General features: G+C 58.5%; 22 protein-coding genes and 1 pseudogene. 12 read left to right on the forward strand and 11 right to left on the reverse strand.

The genetic code is table 11. The features are described from left to right. The first annotated feature begins 4 nt into the window (after window positions 1-4). From AVCG78_RS25020 to AVCG78_RS25055, 8 genes are all read left to right on the forward strand, one after another. Entirely contained in the window at window positions 5-1,426 is a 1,422-nt protein-coding gene (locus AVCG78_RS25020; protein WP_071204595.1) for a chemotaxis protein CheW, read from the forward strand. Next, the gene (gene cheB / locus AVCG78_RS25025) at window positions 1,423-2,508 is read left to right on the forward strand and encodes a chemotaxis-specific protein-glutamate methyltransferase CheB (RefSeq protein WP_071204594.1); all 1,086 of its coding nucleotides are present in this window, start codon (window positions 1,423-1,425) and stop codon (window positions 2,506-2,508) included. The genes AVCG78_RS25020 and cheB overlap by 4 nt, the downstream gene beginning before the upstream one ends. Then, window positions 2,508-3,374, forward strand: a complete 867-nt coding sequence (locus tag AVCG78_RS25030; protein ID WP_071204593.1) for a CheR family methyltransferase — start codon at window positions 2,508-2,510, stop codon at window positions 3,372-3,374. The genes cheB and AVCG78_RS25030 overlap by 1 nt, the downstream gene beginning before the upstream one ends. Continuing rightward, window positions 3,375-5,336 carry a chemotaxis protein CheA gene (locus tag AVCG78_RS25035; RefSeq protein WP_071204592.1) on the forward strand — a complete coding sequence of 654 codons (1,962 nt, stop codon included), beginning with the start codon at window positions 3,375-3,377 and terminating at the stop codon, window positions 5,334-5,336. Beyond that, window positions 5,333-5,593: a hypothetical protein gene (locus AVCG78_RS25040; protein ID WP_071204591.1), complete on the forward strand. Its 261-nt coding sequence runs from the start codon at window positions 5,333-5,335 to the stop codon at window positions 5,591-5,593. The genes AVCG78_RS25035 and AVCG78_RS25040 overlap by 4 nt, the downstream gene beginning before the upstream one ends. Window positions 5,594-5,682: 89 nt before the next feature. Next, window positions 5,683-6,066 carry a response regulator gene (locus AVCG78_RS25045; RefSeq protein ID WP_071204590.1) on the forward strand — a complete coding sequence of 128 codons (384 nt, stop codon included), beginning with the start codon at window positions 5,683-5,685 and terminating at the stop codon, window positions 6,064-6,066. Continuing rightward, window positions 6,063-6,692: a chemotaxis protein CheX gene (locus AVCG78_RS25050; protein ID WP_071204589.1), complete on the forward strand. Its 630-nt coding sequence runs from the start codon at window positions 6,063-6,065 to the stop codon at window positions 6,690-6,692. The genes AVCG78_RS25045 and AVCG78_RS25050 overlap by 4 nt, the downstream gene beginning before the upstream one ends. Window positions 6,693-6,704: 12 nt before the next feature. After that, window positions 6,705-8,225: a sensor histidine kinase gene (locus AVCG78_RS25055; protein WP_071204588.1), complete on the forward strand. Its 1,521-nt coding sequence runs from the start codon at window positions 6,705-6,707 to the stop codon at window positions 8,223-8,225. Between the two features lie 226 nt (window positions 8,226-8,451). On the opposite strand, the pseudogene AVCG78_RS27405 reads toward AVCG78_RS25055, so the two are convergent. From AVCG78_RS27405 to AVCG78_RS25080, 4 genes and pseudogenes are all read right to left on the reverse strand, one after another. Next, a pseudogene (locus AVCG78_RS27405) lies at window positions 8,452-9,032 on the reverse strand (EAL domain-containing protein). Between the two features lie 83 nt (window positions 9,033-9,115). Next, window positions 9,116-9,751, reverse strand: coding sequence for a GGDEF domain-containing protein (locus AVCG78_RS25070; protein WP_071204585.1), 636 nt, complete (start codon window positions 9,749-9,751; stop codon window positions 9,116-9,118). Further along, on the reverse strand, window positions 9,751-10,149 hold the full coding sequence (locus AVCG78_RS25075) for a PAS domain S-box protein (protein ID WP_071204584.1): 399 nt from the start codon (window positions 10,147-10,149) through the stop codon (window positions 9,751-9,753). Before AVCG78_RS25075 ends, AVCG78_RS25070 begins: the two co-directional genes overlap by 1 nt. Window positions 10,150-10,985: 836 nt before the next feature. Beyond that, window positions 10,986-11,234, reverse strand: coding sequence for a hypothetical protein (locus AVCG78_RS25080; RefSeq protein ID WP_087730409.1), 249 nt, complete (start codon window positions 11,232-11,234; stop codon window positions 10,986-10,988). 44 nt (window positions 11,235-11,278) lie between these two features. Between AVCG78_RS25080 and AVCG78_RS25085 the strand changes: the two genes are divergently transcribed. Then, window positions 11,279-11,995, forward strand: a complete 717-nt coding sequence (locus AVCG78_RS25085) for an IS6 family transposase (RefSeq protein WP_087730410.1) — start codon at window positions 11,279-11,281, stop codon at window positions 11,993-11,995. Window positions 11,996-12,145: 150 nt separating this feature from the next. Here the strand turns inward: AVCG78_RS25085 and AVCG78_RS25090 are convergent, their stop codons facing one another. The 7 genes from AVCG78_RS25090 to AVCG78_RS25120 all read right to left on the reverse strand — a co-directional run bounded on the left by AVCG78_RS25090 (window position 12,146) and on the right by AVCG78_RS25120 (window position 19,619). Then, window positions 12,146-12,847 carry an IS6 family transposase gene (locus AVCG78_RS25090; protein ID WP_071202394.1) on the reverse strand — a complete coding sequence of 234 codons (702 nt, stop codon included), beginning with the start codon at window positions 12,845-12,847 and terminating at the stop codon, window positions 12,146-12,148. A gap of 152 nt (window positions 12,848-12,999) precedes the next feature. Continuing rightward, the gene (locus AVCG78_RS25095) at window positions 13,000-16,242 is read right to left on the reverse strand and encodes a hybrid sensor histidine kinase/response regulator (RefSeq protein ID WP_234618230.1); all 3,243 of its coding nucleotides are present in this window, start codon (window positions 16,240-16,242) and stop codon (window positions 13,000-13,002) included. Between the two features lie 355 nt (window positions 16,243-16,597). Continuing rightward, a complete protein-coding gene (locus AVCG78_RS25100; RefSeq protein WP_087730411.1) occupies window positions 16,598-17,314 on the reverse strand; it encodes an IS6 family transposase in 717 nt (238 codons plus the stop codon). Beyond that, on the reverse strand, window positions 17,311-17,523 hold the full coding sequence (locus AVCG78_RS25105) for a hypothetical protein (RefSeq protein ID WP_071202308.1): 213 nt from the start codon (window positions 17,521-17,523) through the stop codon (window positions 17,311-17,313). The genes AVCG78_RS25100 and AVCG78_RS25105 overlap by 4 nt, the downstream gene beginning before the upstream one ends. Before the next feature lie 93 nt (window positions 17,524-17,616). Next, a complete protein-coding gene (locus tag AVCG78_RS25110; RefSeq protein ID WP_012650496.1) occupies window positions 17,617-18,114 on the reverse strand; it encodes a YciE/YciF ferroxidase family protein in 498 nt (165 codons plus the stop codon). Between the two features lie 63 nt (window positions 18,115-18,177). After that, window positions 18,178-19,092, reverse strand: a complete 915-nt coding sequence (locus AVCG78_RS25115; protein ID WP_012650497.1) for a hypothetical protein — start codon at window positions 19,090-19,092, stop codon at window positions 18,178-18,180. 17 nt (window positions 19,093-19,109) lie between these two features. Then, window positions 19,110-19,619 carry a response regulator transcription factor gene (locus tag AVCG78_RS25120; RefSeq protein ID WP_071206036.1) on the reverse strand — a complete coding sequence of 170 codons (510 nt, stop codon included), beginning with the start codon at window positions 19,617-19,619 and terminating at the stop codon, window positions 19,110-19,112. Window positions 19,620-20,089: 470 nt separating this feature from the next. Here AVCG78_RS25120 and AVCG78_RS25125 point away from each other — a divergent pair, with 470 nt between their 5' ends. The 3 genes from AVCG78_RS25125 to AVCG78_RS25135 all read left to right on the forward strand — a co-directional run bounded on the left by AVCG78_RS25125 (window position 20,090) and on the right by AVCG78_RS25135 (window position 22,302). Then, the gene (locus tag AVCG78_RS25125) at window positions 20,090-20,551 is read left to right on the forward strand and encodes a MarR family winged helix-turn-helix transcriptional regulator (RefSeq protein ID WP_012650499.1); all 462 of its coding nucleotides are present in this window, start codon (window positions 20,090-20,092) and stop codon (window positions 20,549-20,551) included. Between the two features lie 297 nt (window positions 20,552-20,848). Next, complete coding sequence (locus AVCG78_RS27270) at window positions 20,849-21,010, forward strand: DUF1398 domain-containing protein (RefSeq protein WP_322267445.1); 162 nt, start codon at window positions 20,849-20,851, stop codon at window positions 21,008-21,010. Between the two features lie 191 nt (window positions 21,011-21,201). Next, on the forward strand, window positions 21,202-22,302 hold the full coding sequence (locus AVCG78_RS25135) for an extracellular catalytic domain type 1 short-chain-length polyhydroxyalkanoate depolymerase (protein WP_087730412.1): 1,101 nt from the start codon (window positions 21,202-21,204) through the stop codon (window positions 22,300-22,302). Window positions 22,303-22,344 lie beyond the last annotated feature (42 nt).

Here is a 22,344-nt window from a genome sequence, read left to right on the forward strand (position 1 = left end):
AGCCATGGCAGGGTCACCCTCCCCAGCGGATGTCGATCGACGGCGGCTGGTATTCCGGGTCGGAGAGCAGAGCCACGAGATCGACGCGGGCCTTGTGATGGAGGTCGTGCGGGTGCCGTATATCACCCGAGTTCCGCATGGGCCCGAGGCGCTGGCCGGCATCGCCAATCTCCGCGGTAAGCCGACCCCGGTCCTGTCAATGGGCAAGGTCCTGAACGGCAGCCACAATGCGCGCCCGGATGGCAAGATCATCGTTTACGATCACGGTGGCGCCGTCGGCCTTCTTGTCGATGACGTGCTGCGACTTTCGGCGGATGCGACGGCCGCACCGCTTCAGGATCTGAATGGCCTGCTGGATGCCGCGTTCAAGGTGACGAGGCGCGCGCCGTCTGAACGGACCGCCCATGGCGACCGTGGTGCAAAGGTGGAGGCAAGCGCTCAGCTCATCGCCTTGCTGTCGTTTCGCGTCGCCGGGCAGCTCTATGGTCTGCCGCTCGACGATATCCGCGAGGTCGCGACGTTGACCGGCGATATCGCGGTCATTCCGAATGCGGCGTCGGCGGTGGTCGGTCTCATTCCGATGCGCGACAGTGTTCTGCCCTTGGTGTCGCTGGCATCGCTTCTCGGCCTCGAAGGCGTGCATTCGGCGGTCGAGGGCTCCCGGATCATCGTCGTCGAGCACGAGGGTGATCTGGTGGGTCTGGTCGTTGATGGCATGGATGTGATCCGCCGGCTGCCCAAGGATGCCATTGATACGGTCCCAACCGTTTTGCAGCGCGGGCGCGGCAATGCGCAGATCGAGGCGATCGGCCGGATTGCTGATGGCGGATTGCTGATCTCCATCCTGTCGCCGGGAAAACTGTTCGGCCATCATGCCGTCACCCAAGCGATCGGCCAGAATACAGGAGCCAAACCGATGGGACCGACACGTGAGAGGCAGGACATGTTCGAACAGTTCCTGATCTTCCAGCTCGGCGACGAGAATTACGGCCTGCCGATCGGATCGGTTGACGAGGTCGTCAGGGTTCCGAACGACATCACCCGCATGCCCGGCGCGCCGGCCTTCGTGATGGGCGTCATCAACCTGCGCGGCAAGGCGATCCCGCTGATCGACCAGCGCACCCGTTTCGACACGTTGGCTTTGGCGGAGACGGCGAAGGCGCGCGCCATCATCGTGACGCTCGGGACGCTGCAGGCTGGCTTCGTGGTAGATGGCGTAACGGAAGTGAAGGCCGTCTCATCGGCCGCGTTGTCGGCAGCCCCTGAATTTTCTTCCGACCGGACGGAGGTCTTCGATCGCATCGCCCATATCGAATCCGACGGCCGGATGATCCTGCTCGTCGATCCAAAGGAGCTTCTGAGCCGGGCGGAGCGGGATATCGTGGCGGCGATCACCGAAGACAAGCCGGCGGTGGCTGTTCCGTGATCCGTCTTCTCATCGTTGAGGATTCTGCGTTGATGCGGAAGCTTCTGGGCCAGATGTTCAGCGCGGAAGGGGATTTCGAGATCGAATTCGCCCGCGACGGTGTCGAGGCTCTGAAGGCTGTTTCGAGCTTCCAGCCCCATGTGGTGACCCTCGATATCCACATGCCTTTGATGGATGGGCTCGCCTGTCTCGATCGCATCATGCTCGAACATCCGTGCCCGGTGGTGATGGTGTCGTCACTAACGGAGGAGGGCGCGGAGGAGACATTGACTGCGCTGGAGATCGGCGCGGTCGATTTCATCGCCAAGCCTGGCGGCGCGATTTCACTTTCGATCAATGAACTGACTCCACGTCTTGTCGAAAAGGTGCGGATGGCAGCGACAGTGCGGATCCGTCGCAGCCGGCGGCTCGCCGAGCGCGTTCGGCGGACGCAGGTCGTTCCATCGCAAACCATAATCCCGTCTCGCGGTCGCGGGGCCGCCCCCCAACGACCGGTGCGGGATTCAAGTCGAACCGGTCTCGTGCTGATCGGCACATCGACCGGCGGGCCGCCGGCGCTCGACGCGGTGCTTGCCCATCTGCCCGCGGACTTTGGCTGCCCGGTGGTCGTGGCGCAGCACATGCCGGCCTCGTTTACCGGACCTCTGGCCCGGCGGCTGGACAAGCTCTGCGCTTTGACCGTCAGCGAGGTCAGCCAGCAGACCAAACTGGAGCCGGGCAATATCTATATCGCCAAGGGGGATGCGGATATCATCATCTCTTCGCGCGCCGGGTCGCTGGTGGCAATGGCCGCTCCGAGCGATCAGGCCTATCGGTGGCATCCGAGCGTCGACCGGATGGTGCGCTCGGCGATGAAACATGTGCCGGCAACCGATCTCGTCGGCATCCTGATGACCGGCATGGGGAATGATGGCGCCGCCGCCATGGCCGAGTTGCAGGCCGCCGGCGGTTACACGATCGCCGAATCCGAAGAGACGGCCGTCGTTTGGGGCATGCCGGGAGAGCTGGTACGCCTCAATGGCGCGAGCGAGATCAGACGCGTCGAAGACATCGGGGCTTCATTGCTGGATCGGGTCTGCTGATGGTGATCCCTCCGGCCAATTCGGGAAATTTTGGTGCGGACCCGCTTTCGGGCGCCGATCTCGAGGAAATCTGCGCGATCATCTACCAGCGCAGCGGCATGGTGTTCGGCGAGACCAAGCGTTATTATATCGAGCGTCGCGTCACCGACCTGATCAGCCAGCGCAAGGCCCAATCGGCCAAAAACTACATTTCTATCCTGCGCGGTGACCTGCGCGAGACCGAGTTGCTGATCAACAGCTTCACCGTCAACGAGACCTATTTCTATCGCGAGCAGCACCAGCTCGCCTGCCTCAGCAATTCCATCCTGCCCGATGTGATCAAAGCAAAAGGTCCGGGCGATCGTATCCGTATCTGGTCCATGCCCTGTTCGAGCGGCGAGGAGCCCTATTCTATCGCCATCTGGCTGCTCGAAAACTGGCCGCTGGTGGATGCCTATAATATCGAGATTACCGGCTCGGATATCGATACCGCCATCCTGCGGCAGGCGGTGGACGGCCATTACGGGCAGCGGTCGCTTTCGAAAATCCCGAAAGATATCCTTGACCGGTATTTCGAACCGGAAAAGGATCAGCAACGTCGGCTGATCGGCGATCTGCGGGAATCCGTCACCTTTGCTAAGGGCAACATCGTCGATCGGCCAAGCCTTGCGTCACTCGGGCGTTTCGATGTGATATTCTGCCGCAACCTGCTGATCTATTTCGACGAGGCGGCCCGCGAAATCGCCGCCCGCAATATTCATGAACTGCTTTATCCCGGCGGCTATATCTGCCTCGGCCATACGGAATCCATGTCACGCATTTCGGAGACTTTCGAGCCGGTTCGCTTTCCCGACGCCATCGTCTACCGAGAGGCGGGAGACAAATGAATGGTTGAATTGATCGCCCAATTCGCCATCGAGGCGCGCGAACTGGTCCAGCAGGCCTCGGAAGACCTGCTGTCGCTGGAGGCCAATCCGCGCCAACGGGAAAGCCTGGAAAGCGCCTTCCGGGCGATCCACACGCTGAAGGGCTCGGTCGGCCTTTTCGACTTCGGTCCAATGCTCGGAATATTGCACCAGGCGGAAGATCTTCTGTCGCAAGCACGCGCCGGCAAGATCGTCGTGGACGCGACGCTCATCGATCCGCTTCTCGCGGTGATCGAATGGGTTGACAGCAGCATAGAAGGCATCTCCGAGACGGGGCGTCTTTCCGAAGCGCAGGAGAAGCAGGCGCCGAGGCTGGTGAGGCTGGTGAGCGGCGAAATGACCGAGCGCGACGCCGGGGAGACTGCCCTTGCACCCACGGCAGTTCCGGACTGGGCGTTGTCTCTGCATCACAAGGTTCCCACGACGGATGCGGCAGGAACCTTGATTGCCATCCGTTACGAGCCGCATCCCGAATGTTTCTTCAATGGCGACGATCCGCTGGCAACGATATCGCGGCTTTCTGACCTCAGGCATCTGGCTCTTTCGCTCAAGGAACCCCGGCCGGCGCCGCAGGATTACGATCCGTTCCGTTGCAATCTGCTGATCGAAGCCGTTTCGGGCGGTTCGATAGCGGAGGCGGAAGGCGTGTTCCGGCTGATCCCCGATCAGGTCAAGCTTTTCGCCTTGCCCGGAGCATCCGAGGAACGGGAAACCGCCCAGCTGGAGGTATCGGCAAACCGCCCTACGGATCGTCAGTCGACAACTATGCGGGTCGACTCTGCGCGTATCGACAAACTCGTCGAAATCGCCGGCGAGCTGATCGCCGCCAAAAACGGCCTCGTGCCGCTGGCGGATGAAGCGCGCAGCCACGGCAATGGCCAGCTCGCGAGACGGATCCTCGCCAACCATCACGAAATCGAGCGTCTCGTTGCCTCGCTCTATAGCGCCGTCACTCAGGCGCGCATGATCCCGCTTGAACACACGTTCCGCCGTTTTCCGCGGCTGGTGCGCGAGACATCGGCAAGGCTCGGCAAGGCGCTCGACCTGATCATCGAGGGTGAGGCCGTCGAAGCCGACCGGGAAATCGTCGAGAACCTGTTCGAACCCTTGCTGCATCTCATTCGAAACGGTCTCGACCACGGCATCGAGCCGGAAGCCGACCGACTGCAACAGTCCAAGCCCGCCCGTGGCCGCCTCCTGTTGCGCGCCCGGCAGCGTGGCGACCAGGTCGAGATCGAGGTGGCTGACGATGGCCGTGGCATGGATCCGCAGCGCGTCCGGGCGACGGCGATCGATCGCGGTCTGATATCGGTAGGCCAGGCGTCAGCTCTCTCCGACCAGGACATTCTGCAATTCGTCTTCGCGCCCGGCTTTTCCACCGCATCCTCGGTGTCCGACCTGTCCGGCCGCGGGGTCGGCCTCGACGCTGTTCAGAGTTCCGTCAAAGGGCTTGGCGGGACGCTCGAGCTGCAAAGCACGGTCGGAACCGGCACTTCCTTCGTCCTGAAGCTGCCGATCAGCTTTGCGATGACGCAGTTGATGGTCGTTCAGGTCGGCGATGAGCGCTATGGCATCCCCATTTCGGATGTCATCGAGACACACAAGCTGCCGATCAGCGCGATCCAGTCCGTGCGGGCGGGCAAGGCCTTCGTGCTGCGCAACAGGACGATCCCTTTGCTGCATCTCGGCGAACTCCTGCAGATGCAATCGCCGAGCGCGCATTCCAGCGATCTCAAGGTGCTGATCGTGCGGGCTGGGGAAGACGAGATCGGGGTCGCCGTCGATGAGATTGCCGAGCGCGCCGAGACCCTGACCCGGCCGCTGGGGGGCTTGCTGGAGGGCCTACCTGGAATTGCAGGAACGACTCTGCTGGGGGATGGAAAGGTCCTGCTGGTCGTGAATATAGAGGAGTTAGTGTCATGACAGTGGACCTTGGCAATGGTACCATCGTCCTTTCTGGAAAATGTGGTATCGAAGAAGCGGAGACGCTCGTCAGCTATCTGGAAAATCACCGCGACCTTGCCGTCGATGTGGCGGCAGCAACCGAAATTCACACGGCTCTATGGCAAGCACTACTATTATACAGCCCACAATTCACCGGCACCCCTCAAGGGTCTACCATGGCCGACCTGTTGGTTCACGTAAAAAAAACTTCGCTCATGGACGCGTCAAAAACCTAGTGGCAAGCTTGCGGAGTCTCCATAGGCCTTTTAAAAGAGAGGTTTATGTTGGCGTCCAAGTGGATCGCAGCCCTTTGGTGGAGTTTTAGATGACGGTCATAGTCCTCATGGTTGACGACAGCAAATTAGCCAGGATCGTAGCCGGTAAGGCGATCGCGGCATTACAGCCCGATTGGACGCGCGTTGAGGCTGGAAGCGCCGCCGATGCTTTGGCTGTCGTTAACTCCCAGAGGATTGACGTAGCCGTTCTGGACTTCAACATGCCTGATAAGGATGGGCTTGAACTCGCTAGAGAACTACGCGGTTTGTATCCCAACATGCCGATCGCCGTCGTTACCGCCAATGTTCAGGATGAAATCATTGCAGGGGTCCGCGCGCTGAACGCGACCTTCGTGGCCAAGCCTGTCACGCAAGAAGCTTTGAGCGGCTTCATCTCCGGCGCAGAACTTCGCCTCAGGAAGGCCGCCATATGAGCAGTGGTTCGTTAGCGCTGGACGATCTCGAACGCGATGCCCTGACAGAACTCGTCAATATCGGCGTCAGCCGTGCCGCGGCAAGTTTGCGAAAGATGGTCAACAGGCAAGTCATCCTGTCTGTCCCCTCTGTCGAAGTCGTTACACGAAAGTCTGCGGCTGCCTTGATTGGTCAGCGAGAGAACGAAGATCTCATCGCCGTGCATCAGCAGTTCGAGGGCCCTTTTTCCGGGCGCGCGCTTCTCATTTTTCCTGAAAGCAATGGCCTGTCGCTCGTCCGTGCCATCATTGGCGAGGACATGGACGACGCGGGCGTCGCTGAAATTGCGGATGAAGCTCTCGCCGAAACCGGGAACGTTATCTTGAACGGCTGTCTCGGCTCGATGGCGAACATGTTGCAGCACACGCTGAAAATGTCGCTTCCCGGTGTTCGCCGCGGTAACAGCGCCGCTTTGTTCGACGTTTTCGACAACACCAGTGACCAAAGCTTCGTATTGTTCCTCTACATTAACTTTTCGGTCCAGGATCGAAAGGTACGCGGGTACATCGCCATGCTGATGGACCTGCCGTCTCTGAAGAAACTGAAAAGACTTATCGCCGATTTCATCGACCGGGTGATTGCATAAACGGGCAAACGCGTGACGATCATCAACAGCCCTGACAATAGCGCGAAATCCGAGCTTGAGCGTGCGCGTCCTGATATTGCAGTGGCACGTGGGCAACTTGAGCTCGCGCTCGATGTCGCGGGAGCGTCATGTACCTGGGAATGGGATATTCGACGCGACAGGCTTGTGGCCGATGCCCGGTTTGCGGCAATCACACGGCAGGATCCGGCTGCCCTTGCGGACGGCGCCTCTACAAACTGTTTCTTCAACTCGATCCATCCCGATGACCTCAAGCGGGTGAAGCTCGCTGTCGCAGGGATCATGGCCGGCTCGGAACTCTTTTCCAAAGACTACAGGCTGTTGAAAGACGATGGCGGGTATCGGTGGGTGCACGCCAGAGGCCGCGCGATATTCGATCAGGACGACGAGCCGACCATGTTCGTCGGTAATATGGTCGACATTACGGAGCAAAAGCGGATCACCGAAGAGCTTCGTGTTGCTCAGTCGGCGGGGGGCATTGGTACGTTCGAACACAGAGTGGGGTGGGCGACGATCACTGTTTCGGAACAGTTCTGCCGTCTGTTCGGCCTTCATCCCGCTCGGGTAATCGCGGTCGCCACCTTGAACGAGCTCATCCATCCAGACGATAGAAAGGTAATCGACCTTAGCTTTCCCGATGAACACCAGGACGTCAGCAGCATCGAATTCCGCATAAGACGGGCGGATAACGACCAAGAACGGTGGCTGACGCGTCGTGGCGAATACGTCGATGATGTTGATTCCGGAGGGCATCGCTATGTCGGGGTCATTTTTGACGTGACGGAGGCCAGACAGATCCGAGAAAGATTGCAGGAGGCTAACGAGGAACTGGCCGGCATTGCCCACGAACGAGAACAGTTCATTGCTGTGCTCGGCCACGACTTGCGCAATCCCCTCGCGTCAATGTCCGCTGGTTTGCGAGTGATTTCGAAAGACGTGACCGATCAGCGTACGATACGGATCTTGCGCCTTATGGGCGAAAGCGTACAGCGTATGAGCAGCCTGATAGACGATCTACTGGACCTCGCCCGCGGCCGTCTCGGAGACGGTATCTCCCTTAATATAACGAAGGCAGCGCCTATCGAATCGCTTCTCGCAAGGATCATCAACGAAATTCTGGTCGCGCATCCCGAGCGTATCATCGAAACCGACTTTGATGTGCATCGGCCTGTCGATGTGGATCACGCCCGGCTGGAGCAATTGGTTTCCAATCTCCTCGGGAACGCGATAACGCATGGCGCGAGCGACAGGCCTATAACTCTTTCTGCAAAAGTAGAGGGTAACCTGTTTCAGCTTGCGATTAGCAATGGTGGCACGAAGATTTCAGAGGCCACCATGAAGCGCTTGTTTCAGCCTTTCTCTCGAGGTGAAGGAAACGCGAGCAAGCAGGGTCTTGGGCTCGGACTCTATATCGCAAGTGAAATCGCAAAAGCTCACGGTGGAACCGTCAGTGCGACATCCGACGACACATCGACCTGCTTTATCTTCCGAATGCCACTAGAGACCGCAAGGTAAAACTCGCGTTGTCGGGGTCAGATCTCTATTGAGGCGTTATCATCTGCTCCAAGTAGTGCTTGTTGAGCCAGTTTGCTCGGTTGTTCCGAACTGTGCTTGGGCAAACGCGCCGTGGGCATTCCGGCGCAGGGAATGATATCCGAACAGACGAAACCATCATTCGAGCGATCGCACAAGTAGCCGAGGCAAATCAGCGACTCCGCTCTCAGAGTGGCCGCGGTCGTGGCTATTCGCCTTCGAGGCGATTTCGCAAACCGGAATGAAGGATTCCACGGTCATCTATATATAGGGCAAGATCGCCTTCACTCATAGGTCGCCCGTAGCGATAACCTTGGCCGGCTGGACAGCCCATCGCCCGCAGGGCTGCTTCCTGCTCTGGGGTTTCGATCCCCTCAGCGATCGTCTGCAAACCGAGATCCTGGCTCATTGCGATCAATGCTCTGGTGATTGCCGCTCCGAAGGGTTGGTATCTATGTTCCGGATGAACGCGCGGTCGATCTTGAGGGTCGTCAGCGGGAAGCGCTGCAGGGAACTCAGAGAAGCGTAGCCAGTCCCGAAGTCGTCGAAGGCGACACCGACGCCAAGGTCGCGCAATTGCAGGAGGGTGCGCATCGATCGCTCGTGGTCGCCCAAGGCCACCTCCTCGGTGATTTCAAGCTCGATTGATGCGGGCTTGACACCATGCCTTCTAAGGGCGTCGAGGACTTTGCCCGGAATTGAGTCGGAAACAGGTTCACGCCGATCTTGTAGGTGTCGCCCCGCGAATTCACCCAGGCGCTCACCCGGCAGGCCTCGTCCAGTGTCCACCAACCGATTTCCAAGGCGAGTGCGCTCTGCTCTAGCGCGGGAAGGAACTCACCAGGGGCAAGGAGGCCTCTTTCCGGATGATGCTATCTGATCAGCGCCTCAAAGCCGATCGGCTCAGCGGTATCCAGTCGCACCTGCGGCTGATAGTAGAGCCGGAGTTGTCCATCCTGAAGTGCCTGGCGCAATTCGTCTCTTATCGCTCGGCGCGCCTGGGCCTCGCTCCGCATCGAATGATCGAACAGGCGACCGCATCCACCTCCGGAAGCCTTGGCGCGATAGAGAGCGAAGTCGGCGCTCGCGACGAGCTCGTCGGCGTCTGCGCCATGCTGCGGAGCGATCGCGATGCCAAGGCTTGCGCCGAGATCCAGCACAAGACCGCCGAGATGAAATGGCTTTCTGAAAGCCCCCAGGATTTCAGTTGCTTCCGCATGTGCTTTCAGCGGGTCGCCGCTCCCCGGAAGGAGGATTGCAAATTCGTCGCCGCCCAACCGCGCCACAATAGCGTCTTGCCGCAGCAGATATTGCAGGCGGACACCGACCGCTTGCAGCAGCCCATCGCCGGTCGCATGACCATGCGTGTCGTTGACTTCCTTGAAGCCATCGAGATCCACAAGTATGACGGTCGCGGGTTCACCCAAGGACAGGTGGTCGCCGACATGGCTCAAGAACTGGTGCCGGTTGTGCAGGCCGGTCAAGGTGTCCTGCGCCGCCAAACGCATCAGTTTGTTGTCGCGTTCGCGCCGTTCGGAGATGTCCTTGATGATGGCTCCAGCGCAGATCCCGCGCGGGCCGGACCAACCGAAAGCGTTATTTCAATTGGGAACTCGGTGCCATCCTTCTTAATTGCAGGGCTTTCGACGGTTTTGCCAGCCAAGTTTGGCTTCTCTCCCGCTGCGACTCTGGCAAGGCCCGCCATGTGAGCGCCCCGCATGCGTTCCGGGATAATGATGGTGATCGGTTGACCGACAATTTCGTCAGACTCATATCCAAACAGGGTACAGGCGGAGGGATTGGCAAATTCGATGTTGCCGTCACTGCCGACCGAGATCAATGTTAGGTTCGCGGCCCTGGCAAAATGGCTTAGCGTGAGGGATTGATAGTTTGCGTCAATCACCATGTGTTCCAATTGTTCGGACCTCTCAGTTCTCCCAACCCTATCGTAGGTGTATTAGTAAAGAATAAAAATTGAATCCTCGAGAAACCATTTTTGGCAAAGATGATGCCCGCAAAGTCCTTGGGATTGAATTGACAAAGCGCATTGAGCCCCGCAGCTCCTCGCTAGAGACACCGGCTGTCACAAAATCTTCGTGTCCGGTAGCGTTGGTGCGTCCGCGACTTTTGACTAGAAATGTCGAACACGTAACAGCGGTGTCCTCGTGAGCGGGATTGATGCTGAAAAGTCAGGAGTTCCGCGACAGCTTTGGGCCGGCCATCGCTCATCAGCTCGGTGTACCCGGCGCTTTTCCACGTTCGATTAGTCGTTCTTATATAGAATGAAAATGACCATTATGTGCAAAGGATAATGTTGTGGAAACTCAGGCCATTATTTTCCAGCCAAGCTAATGGGTCCCCAACAACGGGACGCTTCCGGTCATGATGCATGAGGCCGTGTTATCTGGAACCGATCTTGTGGGAGAGCTTAAGCAACTTTTTGAGGAAAATGGATGGAGCGGCATCTGGCGCAACGGCGTATTCGATTACCCCAGCATTGTCACAGTGGCGCTCACGAGGCCCTCGGTGAGGGATGCGACACTGTTGACCGGTGGGCCCACCGGCCGAAAGATCGATTTCCGTTGGTGGTTTGTCTCGTTCTCCCTGCTGGGACTGGTCATCAAATCTTGGGTCAAGTTCGGGCTTTATCGTGGTCATGGTATCTCCAGGGCCCAGTTGGTATTTAGCAGCTTTGGTTCAGCGTATGTAATAAGGTGTAGGAGTCGTGCTCCCCTGCGCTGATCAGGAAAAGACAAGCGACGTGGCAAGCGATGCCGACATGCAGGACAGGATCACTCCCGACGCAAGGTCGAACAGTCTCAGGTAGCCGCGACGGGTGACGATTGTGGCGATCATCTGACTGAACAGCGAATAGGCAAAGCAACAGATCGCCGACATCCCAAGTAGTGCACCGGCAAAGCTGATCCGATCGATGTCCGTGTGAAAGCTCTGGGCAAGGGCGGCGGGAACGAGAAGCAGTTCCAGCGGCACTGTAAAGTTAACCTGGCATCGATCAACATTTGGGATCTTGTGGCATGACCAGATTTGCCCGTGATCCTCTTTATCGTCGCCATCGATTTCCAGCCGAGGTGATTGCCCATGCCGTTTGGCTCTATTTCCGGTTTCCGCTGAGCCTGCGGATGGTCGAGGATATGCTGGCTGCCCGTGGCCTCGTCGTCTCTCACCAAACCGTGAGGCTCTGGGCGGAGAAGTTCGGTAGACATTTTGCCAATGATATCCGCAAGCGATCTGCCGGCAGGCTCGGTGACAAATGGCACTTCGACGAGGTTGTCATCACGATCGCCGGCAAGAAACATTGGCTCTGGCGCGCCGTCGATCAGGACGGTTTTGTTCTCGACGTGCTGGTGCAAAGCCGCCGCGATGCCAAGGCGGCAAAGCGTTTGATGCGAAAGCTTCTGAAAGGGCAATGCCGTGCGCCGCGTGTGATAATCACCGACAAGCTTCGATCCTACGGTGCGGCGAAGCGTGATATCATGCCCGGTATCGAACATCGCTCGCACAAGGGCCTGAACAATCGGGCCGAGAATTCTCATCAGCCTGTCCGACGGCGTGAAAGGATTATGAGGCGCTTCAAGTCAGCGAGGCACCTTCAACGGTTCGTTTCCATCCACGATCCGATTGCCAACCTCTTTCACGTTCCCCGCCACGACATTCCATCCACCCATCATCGCGAATTGCGAGAAACAGCCATGCAAACATGGTACCAAATCGCTGGCATTCAAGCCGCCTGAACCAGAACCTCAACCCCAAATCATGACTGCGAAGCGCTAAGTTTACATTGCCGCTGCGCGACCTTCCGAATATCGAAGCGCTCGAGGACGCCGGCCGGTGTTGTCACGTTAAGTTTCCCATGCCGAGAATGGGTTGAGGTTCTCGGATTTTCAGGGGATGCAAGCCGCAATTTTCCATGCGTCGAAAGCTTCGAGGCGATGGTAGCGAATTGTTTGTGCGGCTCGGCGGCGGGATGGAACTGAAAAGCAATTCCGGGTAGCGGAGTGCATGGAGACGAACCGTTGCAATGCTCCCGTTGATCGGTGGCCCTGCATGGTTCGTTCCCTTTTTCGAAACGGCAGGTGGCTGTTTTCAGCCCGATTGTTGAGGCCTTTGTGTGACCAATGAACGAGGCGGGGTGCCACGTCCGCCTTTGCTGCGCCGTAGGAGCGCAATTTATCAGTGATGATACGTTTGGGAACAAAGCAATAGCGTTTCATCAACGCCACCAGCAGGCGCTTGGCCGCCTTTTTGTTGCGTCGCTTCTGCAAGATTTCTTCAAGAACAGTGCCATGCTGATCGACCGCACGCCAAAGCCAGAACTTCTCTCCAGCACATTTCACAACGGCTTCGTCCAGATGCCAAACATCGCCTGGGCGCGGCTGTCGCCGCCGCAAATTGCGAGCAATCTGGGGTCCGAACTTGGCGACCCAGCGGCGGACCGTCTCATAAGAAACGTCGACACCACGCTCAAGAAGCATTTCCTCAACTTCACGCAGGCTCAGATTAAACCGCAGGTAAAGCCAGACTGCATGAGCAATGATTTGCGCAGGAAAACGGTGACGCTTGAAACTGATATCGGATGTTTGCATCGTCGAAATCTACGACCAACCCGAAACGCAGCCAACTGTGAGCCGATTAACGTGACAACACCGTTGCCTGACTTGCATCAGTTGGGTGTCGTTGGTAACCCCGGCCGTGCAATAAATTCAGGGCCATTGATCAGCTAACCACCGGCAACGGCTCAATCCGCCGCCAGCTTGAACGCGGCACGAAGGTCTTCACTGGAAAATGGCTTTGACAGCAAGCTTACCCCCGCTGGCAACCCTTCGGGAAGTTCATGCCGACCGCTCGCTATGATAATCCCAAGACGCGGATGCATCTCCCTTGCCTTGACGACCAGTGTCTCTCCACTCATACCCGGCAGGCCCAGGTCGGTCACGAGGAAGTCGAAGTGGCCGCTTTGCAGCATCTCGATCGCCTGTTCGCCGCTCCCCGCTTCTTCCACCTGATGGCCGTCGTCAGCGATCATGTCGCAAATGTCCATCCGGATCAGCACATCGTCCTCGACGACCAAGATCTTGAACGGGCGTCCTTGGGGTTCTGATGGCGCTGGAACCGTAGGGACTGGCGCGGGTGCTGCTGTTTGCGGTTGTCGCGCTGTCAGCACCTGACGGATCTTCCTCGCCAGAGCGTCACGCGTGTATGGCTTGGAAAGCAGTTCCACGCCTGCATCGAGTCGCCCATGATGGACGATCGAATTTTCCGTGTAGCCTGAAGTGAAGAGGACAGCCAAGTTGGGTAACCGCTCCTTGGCTTTGCGTGCCAGTTCCGGGCTTTTGAGTTTGCCGGGCATGACGACATCGGTAAACAGCAGATCAATAGGAACGCCGCTTTCGATCACCGAAAGCGCACTTTGAGGATCCGATGCTTTAAGAATGCTATATCCGAGATCCGATAGCAGCTCGATGACGGTGTCGCGGACGTTGTCATCGTCCTCGACGACCAGAATGGTTTCCGACCCGCCGAGCGAAGGGCCGACGTCTTGCCTGATCTCCACGTCTTCGGCGGCCGCGGTCTTTGGCAGATAGAGCTTTACGGTCGTCCCTTGGCCAAGCTCACTATAGATCTTCACGTGCCCGTTCGACTGCTTGACGAAGCCATAGACCATCGAAAGCCCAAGTCCGGTGCCCTTCCCTTCGGCCTTGGTGGAAAAGAAAGGCTCGAAGACCTGCTCTATGACGTCGGGCGTCATTCCGGCACCGGTATCGGTGATCGCCAGCATGACGTATTGTCCGGGCTCGACCTCTGCATGGCGCGCCGCATAGGCGTCGTCCAAGAAGGCGTTACCCGCTTCGACCGTCAGTTTGCCAGCACCATCCATCGCGTCGCGAGCATTGATGGCCAAGTTGAGAACAGCGTTCTCCATCTGCGTCGGATCAATCGACGTGTTCCACAGGCCGCCTGAGACGATCGTCTCGATCTCGATCGCTTCGCCGATAGAGCGACGCAAGAGATCATCCATGTTCGTTAACAACCGGCCGAGATGAACGACTTTCGGCGCGAGAGGCTGTCGTCGCCCAAATGCCAGAAGCTGGCTTGCCAGCTTGCCTCCTCTGATCACACCGGCAAGAGCATTAGTGACACGCCGCTCGGCGCGCTCGTTTCCGGCCACGTCCTTGGCCAGAAGATTGAGATTCCCCGAAATGACCTGGAGAAGATTGTTGAAGTCGTGCGCAACGCCGCCGGTCAGCTTGCCGATCGTCTCCATCTTTTGGGATTGCTGCAAGGCGTTTTGCATTTCGAGTAGCTGGGCTGTTCGCTCTTCGACCCGAGCCTCGAGCTTAGCGGCGCTGATTTCGAGGGCTGCTTCTGCTTCCTTCTGGTCATGAATGTCGGTATTGGTGCCGATCCAGTGAGCGACACCGCCCCCCTCGGGCTTGATCGGGACGGCGCGTGCAATATGCCATCGATAGGCGCCATCATGGCGGCGCAGACGGAATTCCACCTGATATTGCCTGGCAGCGGCACGAGCTTCTGTCCATTCCTGCGCGGCGATATCGATATCATCGGGATGCACCATCGCGGCCCACCCGTTGCCAGTCAATTGCTCCGCGCTCATGCCGCTATAGGCAAACACCTGATCATTGAACCAGTCGAGCGATCCATCGGAACGCGCCGTCCAGACGTGGTTCGGCATCGATTGCGAAAGCGTCCTGAACCGTTCCTCGCTTTCAAAAACACGTTTCTCAGCAGCTTTGCGGATGGTGATGTCAAGAAAAAGGGCGGCGAAACGTTCAGGCCCTACCTTGCGGGCATGCGCCTCATACCAGCGGTTTCCCAGTGCCGGGATGTAGACCTCGAACTGCCTGGCCTGTCCGGTGTCGACGATCTCTCCATACGTGGCGATCAATTCGTCCTGAACGCCTGGTATCGCTTCGCGCACCGGCTGTCCGATCGTCTGGGCGGCAATCAGCCCCGTCTGTCGCTCGAATGCCGGGTTGATGTCGATAAAGACAAAGTCTATGACCCTACCTTCGGCGTCCCGCACCACCTCGGCGGTGAAGAAGCCTTCATGCATCTGCTCGAACAGCCCGCGCCAGCGCTCTTCGCTCTTTTGCAGCGTGACTTCCGCCTGCTTGCGGTCGGTGATGTCGAAAGCGATTCCGACGAAGCGTCTCCGGCCGCTGCGTTCACTGGATATCACCTGGCCTCGCCGTGCGATCCAACGGGTGTCCCCCGTCTTCGGATCGATACGGCGGTACTCGGCATATTCGAGCGGGTTGCTTTGTCCCAGTCGCGCAGGGCCGGAAACCGCGCGGTCATCTGGGTGAAGCAAGCTGATAAGAAGATCATCCGTGATGCGGATATCGGGGTCTAGACCCCAGACTTTCCGGTATTCCTGCGAGACATGGAGTTCGCCGCTTGCCGGAAACCATTCGAATGTGCCAACACCGCCGGCCTGTTGGGCGATCTCCAGCCGCTGCTCGACACGAACCCTCTCCGTCGTATCTTTCAAGATCACCAGAACGCCGGCCGGTATCCCATTCGCATCGAGGAGGGGGCTGAAGTCGAGATTGAGCCAGACATCTTCTGGGCCTGCGCCCCGTTCAATGACGGCATGACGGTCGCGAAAAGAGAGAGTTCGTCCGCCCAACACGACCTTGACGACCCTGCTGTTGAGCGCTGCCAGTTCGGGCCAGGCCTCTGAAATCGGCCGGCCGGGAAACGCGGAGTGCCGCTGACCCGCGAAATCGGCGTAGGCACTGTTATGGAAGACCCAGCCGTCCTCACCCCAGAGAATTGCCATCGGAACGCCGGCACTGAGGACCAGACTCAGCGTCTGCTCAAGCACCGTAGGCCACGCCGCGCGCGGCCCTAACCCCGTGAAACTCCAGTCGATCGTGTCGATCGACCGGGCCAGGTCCCCACGCCGTCCGTTAGAAGGAGCTTGAGCATTCAGTTTCGGCATCTTGATTTCGCGCATTGATAAGAGCCGCGCTATACCAGACATTCACAAGAATGTATAGGATAATGGCTCTAATTAGGAGCGCTCACTGCGACCGATCAAGATCTCGATCAACAGAACAGGTGGCTTTACCATATAGAGCTGGCTCGGGAAATCTGCACAGCTAGGATAAGTGGAGTTTCTGCCTGACTTCGGCTTAGGTGCCGGGAACAGGAGATACCCTGACAAGACGACCGCGCCGGAACCATAGCCCGGCTTTCAAGGCAAAGGTGGCGCTCGCCGCCATCCGAGGCGAGCAGACGCTAGTGGAATTGTCCCAGCGGCAATGTAAACTTAGCGCTTCGCAGTCATGATCTGGGGTTGAGGTTCTGGTTCAGGCGGCTTGAATGCCAGCGATTTGGTACCATGTTCGCATGGCTGTTTCTCGCAATTCGCGATAATGGGTGGATGGAATGTCGTGGCGGGAAACGTGAAAGAGGTTGGCAATCGGATCGTGGATGGAAACGAACCGTTGAAGGTGCCTCGCTGACTTGAAGCGCCTCATAATCCTTTCACGCCGTCGGACAGGCTGATGAGAATTCTCGGCCCGATTGTTCAGGCCCTTGTGCGAGCGATGTTCGATGCCGGGCATGATATCACGCTTCGCCGCACCGTAGGATCGAAGCTTGTCGGTGATTATCACACGCGGCGCACGGCATTGCCCTTTCAGAAGCTTTCGCATCAAACGCTTTGCCGCCTTGGCATCGCGGCGGCTTTGCACCAGCACGTCGAGAACAAAACCGTCCTGATCGACGGCGCGCCAGAGCCAATGTTTCTTGCCGGCGATCGTGATGACAACCTCTTCGAAGTGCCATTTGTCACCGAGCCTGCCAGCTGAGCGCCTCCGGATGTCATTAGCGAAATGCCTGTCGAACTTCTCCGCCCAGAGCCTCACGGTTTGGTGAGAGACGATGAGGCCACGGGCAGCCAGCATATCCTCGACCATCCGCAGGCTCAGCGGAAGCCGGAAATAGAGCCAAACGGCATGGGCAATCACCTCGGCTGGAAATCGATGGCGACGATAAAGAGGATCACGGGCAAATCTGGTCATGCCACAAGATCCCAAATGTTGATCGATGCCAGGTTAACTTTACAGTGCCATGGCGACAGCTCTCTATCCGGCGCGTTCGCGCTCCAGCCGCTCTGTCCAAGAGCCTCCCGCGTCACGATGACCAGCCAGTTTACATGCCTGTCGCGCATCGGAATATGCGCATTTTCGTCGGCAATGAAGGCCGGAAGATCTCGCAGAACCAATGCCATTGATTACTTCCAACGCCGAGAGGAGATCGTTAGACGGTATTAGGCCGAAGCGGAGCGGAACCCCGCTTCGGCTGCGAAAGTCGGAAATTCGCCTCAGCCTTCTGCCTTCTCATTGACGACAGAGGTGGCGATACCAGTCAACGCAATATCGGTCGCCTGTTCCTCGTCGAGCGTCGTCTGTAGCAGTTTGGCTGCATCCTTCAGGCCAAGCTCAAGCGCCCAGGCGCGCAGGGTGCCGTAGCGTGACATCTCGTAATGCTCGACCGCCTGTGCGGCGGCAAGCAGACCGGCGTCGAGGGCGGGAGAACCTTCGTATTCTTCCAGGATTTCGTCTCCCTCGTCGGTGATGCCCAGAATCGCATCGCAGGTCTTGGCTTCAGGCTTCTTGCCGATGATCTTGAAGACTTGCTCCAGACGCTCGACGTGGACCTTGGTCTCGCCGATGTGCTTTTCGAAAGCGTCCTTGAGCTGCTTGCTCTTGGCAGCCTTGTGCAGCTTTGGAAGGGTTTCGACAATCTTGTTCTCGGCGAAGTAGACGTCTTTCAACGTGTCGTGAAACAGTTCGTCGAGGGTTTTGATAGCTTTGGCCATGATGGCGCTCCAAATGATGAGAGGAAAAAAGAAGCCAACCCTTTGTGGAGAGGGCCGGCAATGTTAACGGACGTGGCGAACGGAGGTCTCGGTGGCATAAAGGTTATGCTTGGTGCCGTAGACCCCACCGAACCAGGCGGCGATTGCACCGATCAGGAGAGCAATGAAGCCGAGGATCGCACCGGCCGAGACGGCTTTGGTCGCGGTCTGTGCAGCTTCAAGCGCCTGGGCCTTGGCAGCCTGCACGTTGTCATTATAAGTCTTCATGTACTGATCGACCTGAGTGCGGGCCTGATCAACCGGAATGTTCTGGGCCTTGGCGATCGCGTCCGCGGCACGGTTGCGGGCATCGTCCGCCTTTGCAGTGTCGCCGGTGACGGCGGCCTGAACTGCGGAGATGGCAGCATTGCGCAGCGCTTCCGGATCATTGCCGCCCGAGGCGTCGCGGATCTGCTGTTCAATCCCGGCCATTGGGTTTGCCGAGTTGGCCATCGCTGGGGCTGCTGCGGTCACCGCTGTCGCCGTCGTGCTGCCAACGCCGCTGACAATGCTCGACAGACCGCTGAACGCACCGCCGACCAGAGCGCCGACGGAGGTGGTCAGCAAATAGAGAATAACCAGCGTGGTCACCGCCCAGGTGGTCAGACCCTGGTAGCCGCCGGTCGAATTGCTCGGACGGCCGGAAAGACGGCTGGCGATGTAGCCACCGACGAAGGAGGCGATCAGACCGGCGACCACAAACCACAGACCGCCGGCGATCGAGAATGTGCTGGCATCGGGGTTATCGTAACGCGCCGGGTCGATAACCGCTGCGCCGATACCCACGCCAAGGAGGTTGAGAAGAAACTGGACAGCCAGTCCGACGAAAACGCCAGCAAGGATGGCGCCCCACGAGACTTTGTAGAGCGCTGCGGTCGATCCGCCATCGACGCCATAGGCGATATCGCGCGAGAGGTGGGTAGAAACGGGTTCGGTCATGGTGGCCCCTTAGGTGTTCACGGGATCGTGAGTTCCACCATAACTCGCAAATGTCGTCGATGTTCCGCTTGGGCTACCGCGCGCCGTAAATGAGAATGGCAGTGTGGGGTGACACCGCCGCTCTCATGCTTTTGAATGGATAGATCAGTCCCGACGGATACCGAGCGTGCCATCCTTGCGGACGGCGCCTTCGCGGCGTTCGTCTTCGATATCAACTGGGTGTTGAGGACCGTATCGGAAACCGTTAGTCTCGCCGCTCCAGCCGCAAACCTCTCCATCTGGCAGCCAGAATTAAGCCCCATCTCCCGCATCGGACGCATTACCGCTTGGGTGTTGTAAGGCGTGGGGAAAAACCGCGCGGGAACCGGCAACGAAGCGGAGGTGACGGCGCGCAATGCAGACGTGACGATAAGTCGGATGGGCGGCCAGCGATTTCGGACCGAGGCGGCGAGTTTCAAGCCATCCATGTCGCCTGGCATATCAACATCGGTGAACAGCATGTTGATTTTCGGATGCCGCAGCAGCACGTTCAGCGCTTCTGCCGAGTTTCGGCATCGTAGACCGTGAGTCGGTCAGCCTAGGTCACAGGCATCTTGATGCGGATCAGGCTGTCATCTTCGATCATGTCTTGGATCATGATTTTTCGACTTCCGTGCCCGCGAGAGTGTGCGGAACGCATTTAAATATGGGGCGGTTGGCGCGAACTCCTTTGCCATTTCACGTTTGAAGTCTGTCGCGAATACACGGGATATGAGCCTTGAACCAATTCACTTGCGACTCATTGCACCACGAGTGGATCATATCGTTCTTCCCAAGGAACCCCGGTAAGAGGCTGATGGGGCGTCGCGGGGCAGGCTGTGCAGAAACACCTCATTCTCTTCGGTCTTGAAGCCTCGCCCGCTGTATCAAAGGCAGACCGCGGCGCCGTCTGCACAAGAGTATGATTGACTAGGAAACTTTCCTGATATAGTTTCCTTGTCAATCACTGGAGAGCCCCATGCCGTCAATCCAACCCGCGTCGGACTTGACCGCCCATCTCGGCTACTGGCTACGCCACGTCTCCAACCACGTCTCGCAAGCCTTTGCCCGCAAGGTTGAGGCGCATGGTGTGACGGTGGCGGAATGGGTGCTGATGCGCCATCTGCTGGAGGACGAAGCCCTTGCTCCGAGCCGTCTGGCTGAGCGTATGGGCATGACACGCGGCGCCATCTCAAAGCTGGCCGACCGGCTGATCGCCAAATCGATGCTGGTGCGCGTCGCCGATCCGGAGGACGGGCGGGCCCAGACGCTTTCACTCGCGTCCGCTGGCCGCGCCCTTGTGCCGAAACTGGCGGCGCTGGCCGACCTCAACGATGCCGAATTCTTCGATCACCTGGCACCGGATGACCGCGCGGTTCTGCTCTGCACCCTGCGGGAGATCGTAGAGAAACACGGTCTCAAATCCATGCCCGTCGATTGATGACGGACACCCTCACATCTCACCACGAAAGGACACTGACATGACGACCAAATGGGAAAATGTGGCCCGCACTTGCCTTGAGGGCGCGGAATCGGGCACCATGACCTTCCCGCAGATCGTCGGCACACTGATCGAGGCCGGCTTCGACGGCTATGCGGTCGATTTGCGCCGCGCCACCGCCATCTATTACCTCCGGACGGCGAAGCCGTCGAACTGGAAGCAACGCGGACCAAACCGGTCGCCCAGCTTTTCGACTCGGCCACGGTCAAGGAAGCGATCAGCGAGGCCGAGGCCCTGGTGCCGGGCTACACCTACAAGGGCTTCTGCGCCAAGGTGGCCGGGGCGGGCTGCGCGGGCTACCTGGTCTCATTTCTGGGCAAGCGGGTGCTTTACTACGGCCGCACCGGCGAGACCCACACCGAGTATTTTCCCGGGACGCAGCCGGCGGCCAAATCATGAAGCCCACCGGCATCATGGAGGGCGGAATTATACCCGCACTCTTCCTCGGCCCTGCCGCTTGTCCTGCGCTGGGTGACCGGCAATTCGTTTGAGCGAGTCGCTCGGTTTAATCTCCTCTCGAAAAAATTTGTGCAGCGCAGCATTCGTACCCACTTATAGTCCTTGAGCCAAGACGGGCAAAGGAGACGGAAGTGACGTTACCCTCCAATTCACGGCAACTGATCGAAGTGAAAAACTTCGGAGCGAACCCCGGTAAGCTGAAGTGCTGGCTTTATCTGCCGACCATCCTGGCTCCGAAAACACCGCTCGTCGTCGTCCTACACGGGTGCACGCAGAACGCTGCAGCTTATGATCATGGCTCCGGTTGGTCGAAGCTGTCGGAAGAGAAGGGATTCGCGGTCCTGTTTCCGGAGCAGCAGCGCGCCAATAACGCCAATCTGTGTTTCAACTGGTTCGAGCCGGCCGACACCCGGCGTGATCAGGGCGAAGCTCTTGCGATCCGGGAGATGATCGGGCACGTCATCGAGTCGCAGGGGATAGATCCTGAACGTGTCTTCATCACGGGACTGTCGGCCGGAGGCGCGATGGCGAACGTCATGCTGGCGACCTATCCCGAATTGTTTGCCGGCGGCGCGATCATTGGCGGGCTTCCTTACGGAACGGCCTCAGGAGTGGGTCAGGCTTTCGAACGGATGCGGGGCCATAACCCGCCGAGCGAAAGTCAGCTTCAATCGGCCCTGATGTCCGCAGCTTCCAGCTGGGGTTCATGGCCGCCGATTTCTGTCTGGCACGGGACGCACGACCAGACGGTCAAGCCGATCAATGCCGAGCAGATTGCCCATCAATGGGGCGGCATGCATCAGATCTCCGCGACACCGGACTTGATCGAGTCCGTCAATGGCCACAGCCGTAAGGCCTGGCTCGATGAAAGCGGCAAAGCGGTCATGGAGGTTTATCTCATCAAGGGAATGGCGCACGGTGTTCCCCTGTCGTTCGCAGCCAAAGCCCCGTTGGGGCACTCCGGACCGTTCATGCTGGAGGCCGGAATTTCTTCGACGACGCGCATTGCCAGGACATGGGGCCTTGCCGACGATGCCGATGTCGCCGCAACCGAGGCGGTATTCAACCCTGACTTGAAGCACGACGCGGTTCCCTCAGGCATTGAAAATGTTATCGCCAAGGCAATGGCATATGCAAAACCAGGCGCTGTGAATAACGTCGGCGATCGACATGATCACGGCGTCGGCAAGGTTATCAACGACGCGCTTCGCGCCGCAGGGCTAATTCGATAATTTAGGCTGGCGCAGTGTGTCGAAGACACGGATCGCGTTCAT

Source organism: Gillisella vitis (genome assembly GCF_021559775.1).
Classification (GTDB): Bacteria; Pseudomonadota; Alphaproteobacteria; order Rhizobiales; family Rhizobiaceae; genus Allorhizobium; species Allorhizobium ampelinum.

What these genes read in the sequence shown, in the direction of transcription:
- AVCG78_RS25090 (WP_071202394.1), bottom strand. Translation starts at nt 12,847, where the DNA reads ATGCAAACATCCGATATCAGTTTCAAGCGTCACCGTTTTCCTGCGCAA.
- AVCG78_RS25085 (WP_087730410.1), top strand. Translation starts at nt 11,279, where the DNA reads ATGACCAGATTTGCCCGTGATCCTCTTTATCGTCGCCATCGATTTCCA.
- AVCG78_RS25035 (WP_071204592.1), top strand. Translation starts at nt 3,375, where the DNA reads ATGGTTGAATTGATCGCCCAATTCGCCATCGAGGCGCGCGAACTGGTC.
- AVCG78_RS25125 (WP_012650499.1), top strand. Translation starts at nt 20,090, where the DNA reads ATGCCGTCAATCCAACCCGCGTCGGACTTGACCGCCCATCTCGGCTAC.
- AVCG78_RS25105 (WP_071202308.1), bottom strand. Translation starts at nt 17,523, where the DNA reads ATGGCATTGGTTCTGCGAGATCTTCCGGCCTTCATTGCCGACGAAAAT.
- AVCG78_RS25070 (WP_071204585.1), bottom strand. Translation starts at nt 9,751, where the DNA reads ATGCGTTTGGCGGCGCAGGACACCTTGACCGGCCTGCACAACCGGCAC.
- AVCG78_RS25050 (WP_071204589.1), top strand. Translation starts at nt 6,063, where the DNA reads ATGAGCAGTGGTTCGTTAGCGCTGGACGATCTCGAACGCGATGCCCTG.
- AVCG78_RS25020 (WP_071204595.1), top strand. Translation starts at nt 5, where the DNA reads ATGGCAGGGTCACCCTCCCCAGCGGATGTCGATCGACGGCGGCTGGTA.
- AVCG78_RS25115 (WP_012650497.1), bottom strand. Translation starts at nt 19,092, where the DNA reads ATGACCGAACCCGTTTCTACCCACCTCTCGCGCGATATCGCCTATGGC.
- AVCG78_RS25045 (WP_071204590.1), top strand. Translation starts at nt 5,683, where the DNA reads ATGACGGTCATAGTCCTCATGGTTGACGACAGCAAATTAGCCAGGATC.
- AVCG78_RS25095 (WP_234618230.1), bottom strand. Translation starts at nt 16,242, where the DNA reads ATGCGCGAAATCAAGATGCCGAAACTGAATGCTCAAGCTCCTTCTAAC.
- AVCG78_RS25110 (WP_012650496.1), bottom strand. Translation starts at nt 18,114, where the DNA reads ATGGCCAAAGCTATCAAAACCCTCGACGAACTGTTTCACGACACGTTG.
- AVCG78_RS25040 (WP_071204591.1), top strand. Translation starts at nt 5,333, where the DNA reads ATGACAGTGGACCTTGGCAATGGTACCATCGTCCTTTCTGGAAAATGT.
- AVCG78_RS25100 (WP_087730411.1), bottom strand. Translation starts at nt 17,314, where the DNA reads ATGACCAGATTTGCCCGTGATCCTCTTTATCGTCGCCATCGATTTCCA.
- AVCG78_RS25030 (WP_071204593.1), top strand. Translation starts at nt 2,508, where the DNA reads ATGGTGATCCCTCCGGCCAATTCGGGAAATTTTGGTGCGGACCCGCTT.
- AVCG78_RS25075 (WP_071204584.1), bottom strand. Translation starts at nt 10,149, where the DNA reads ATGGTGATTGACGCAAACTATCAATCCCTCACGCTAAGCCATTTTGCC.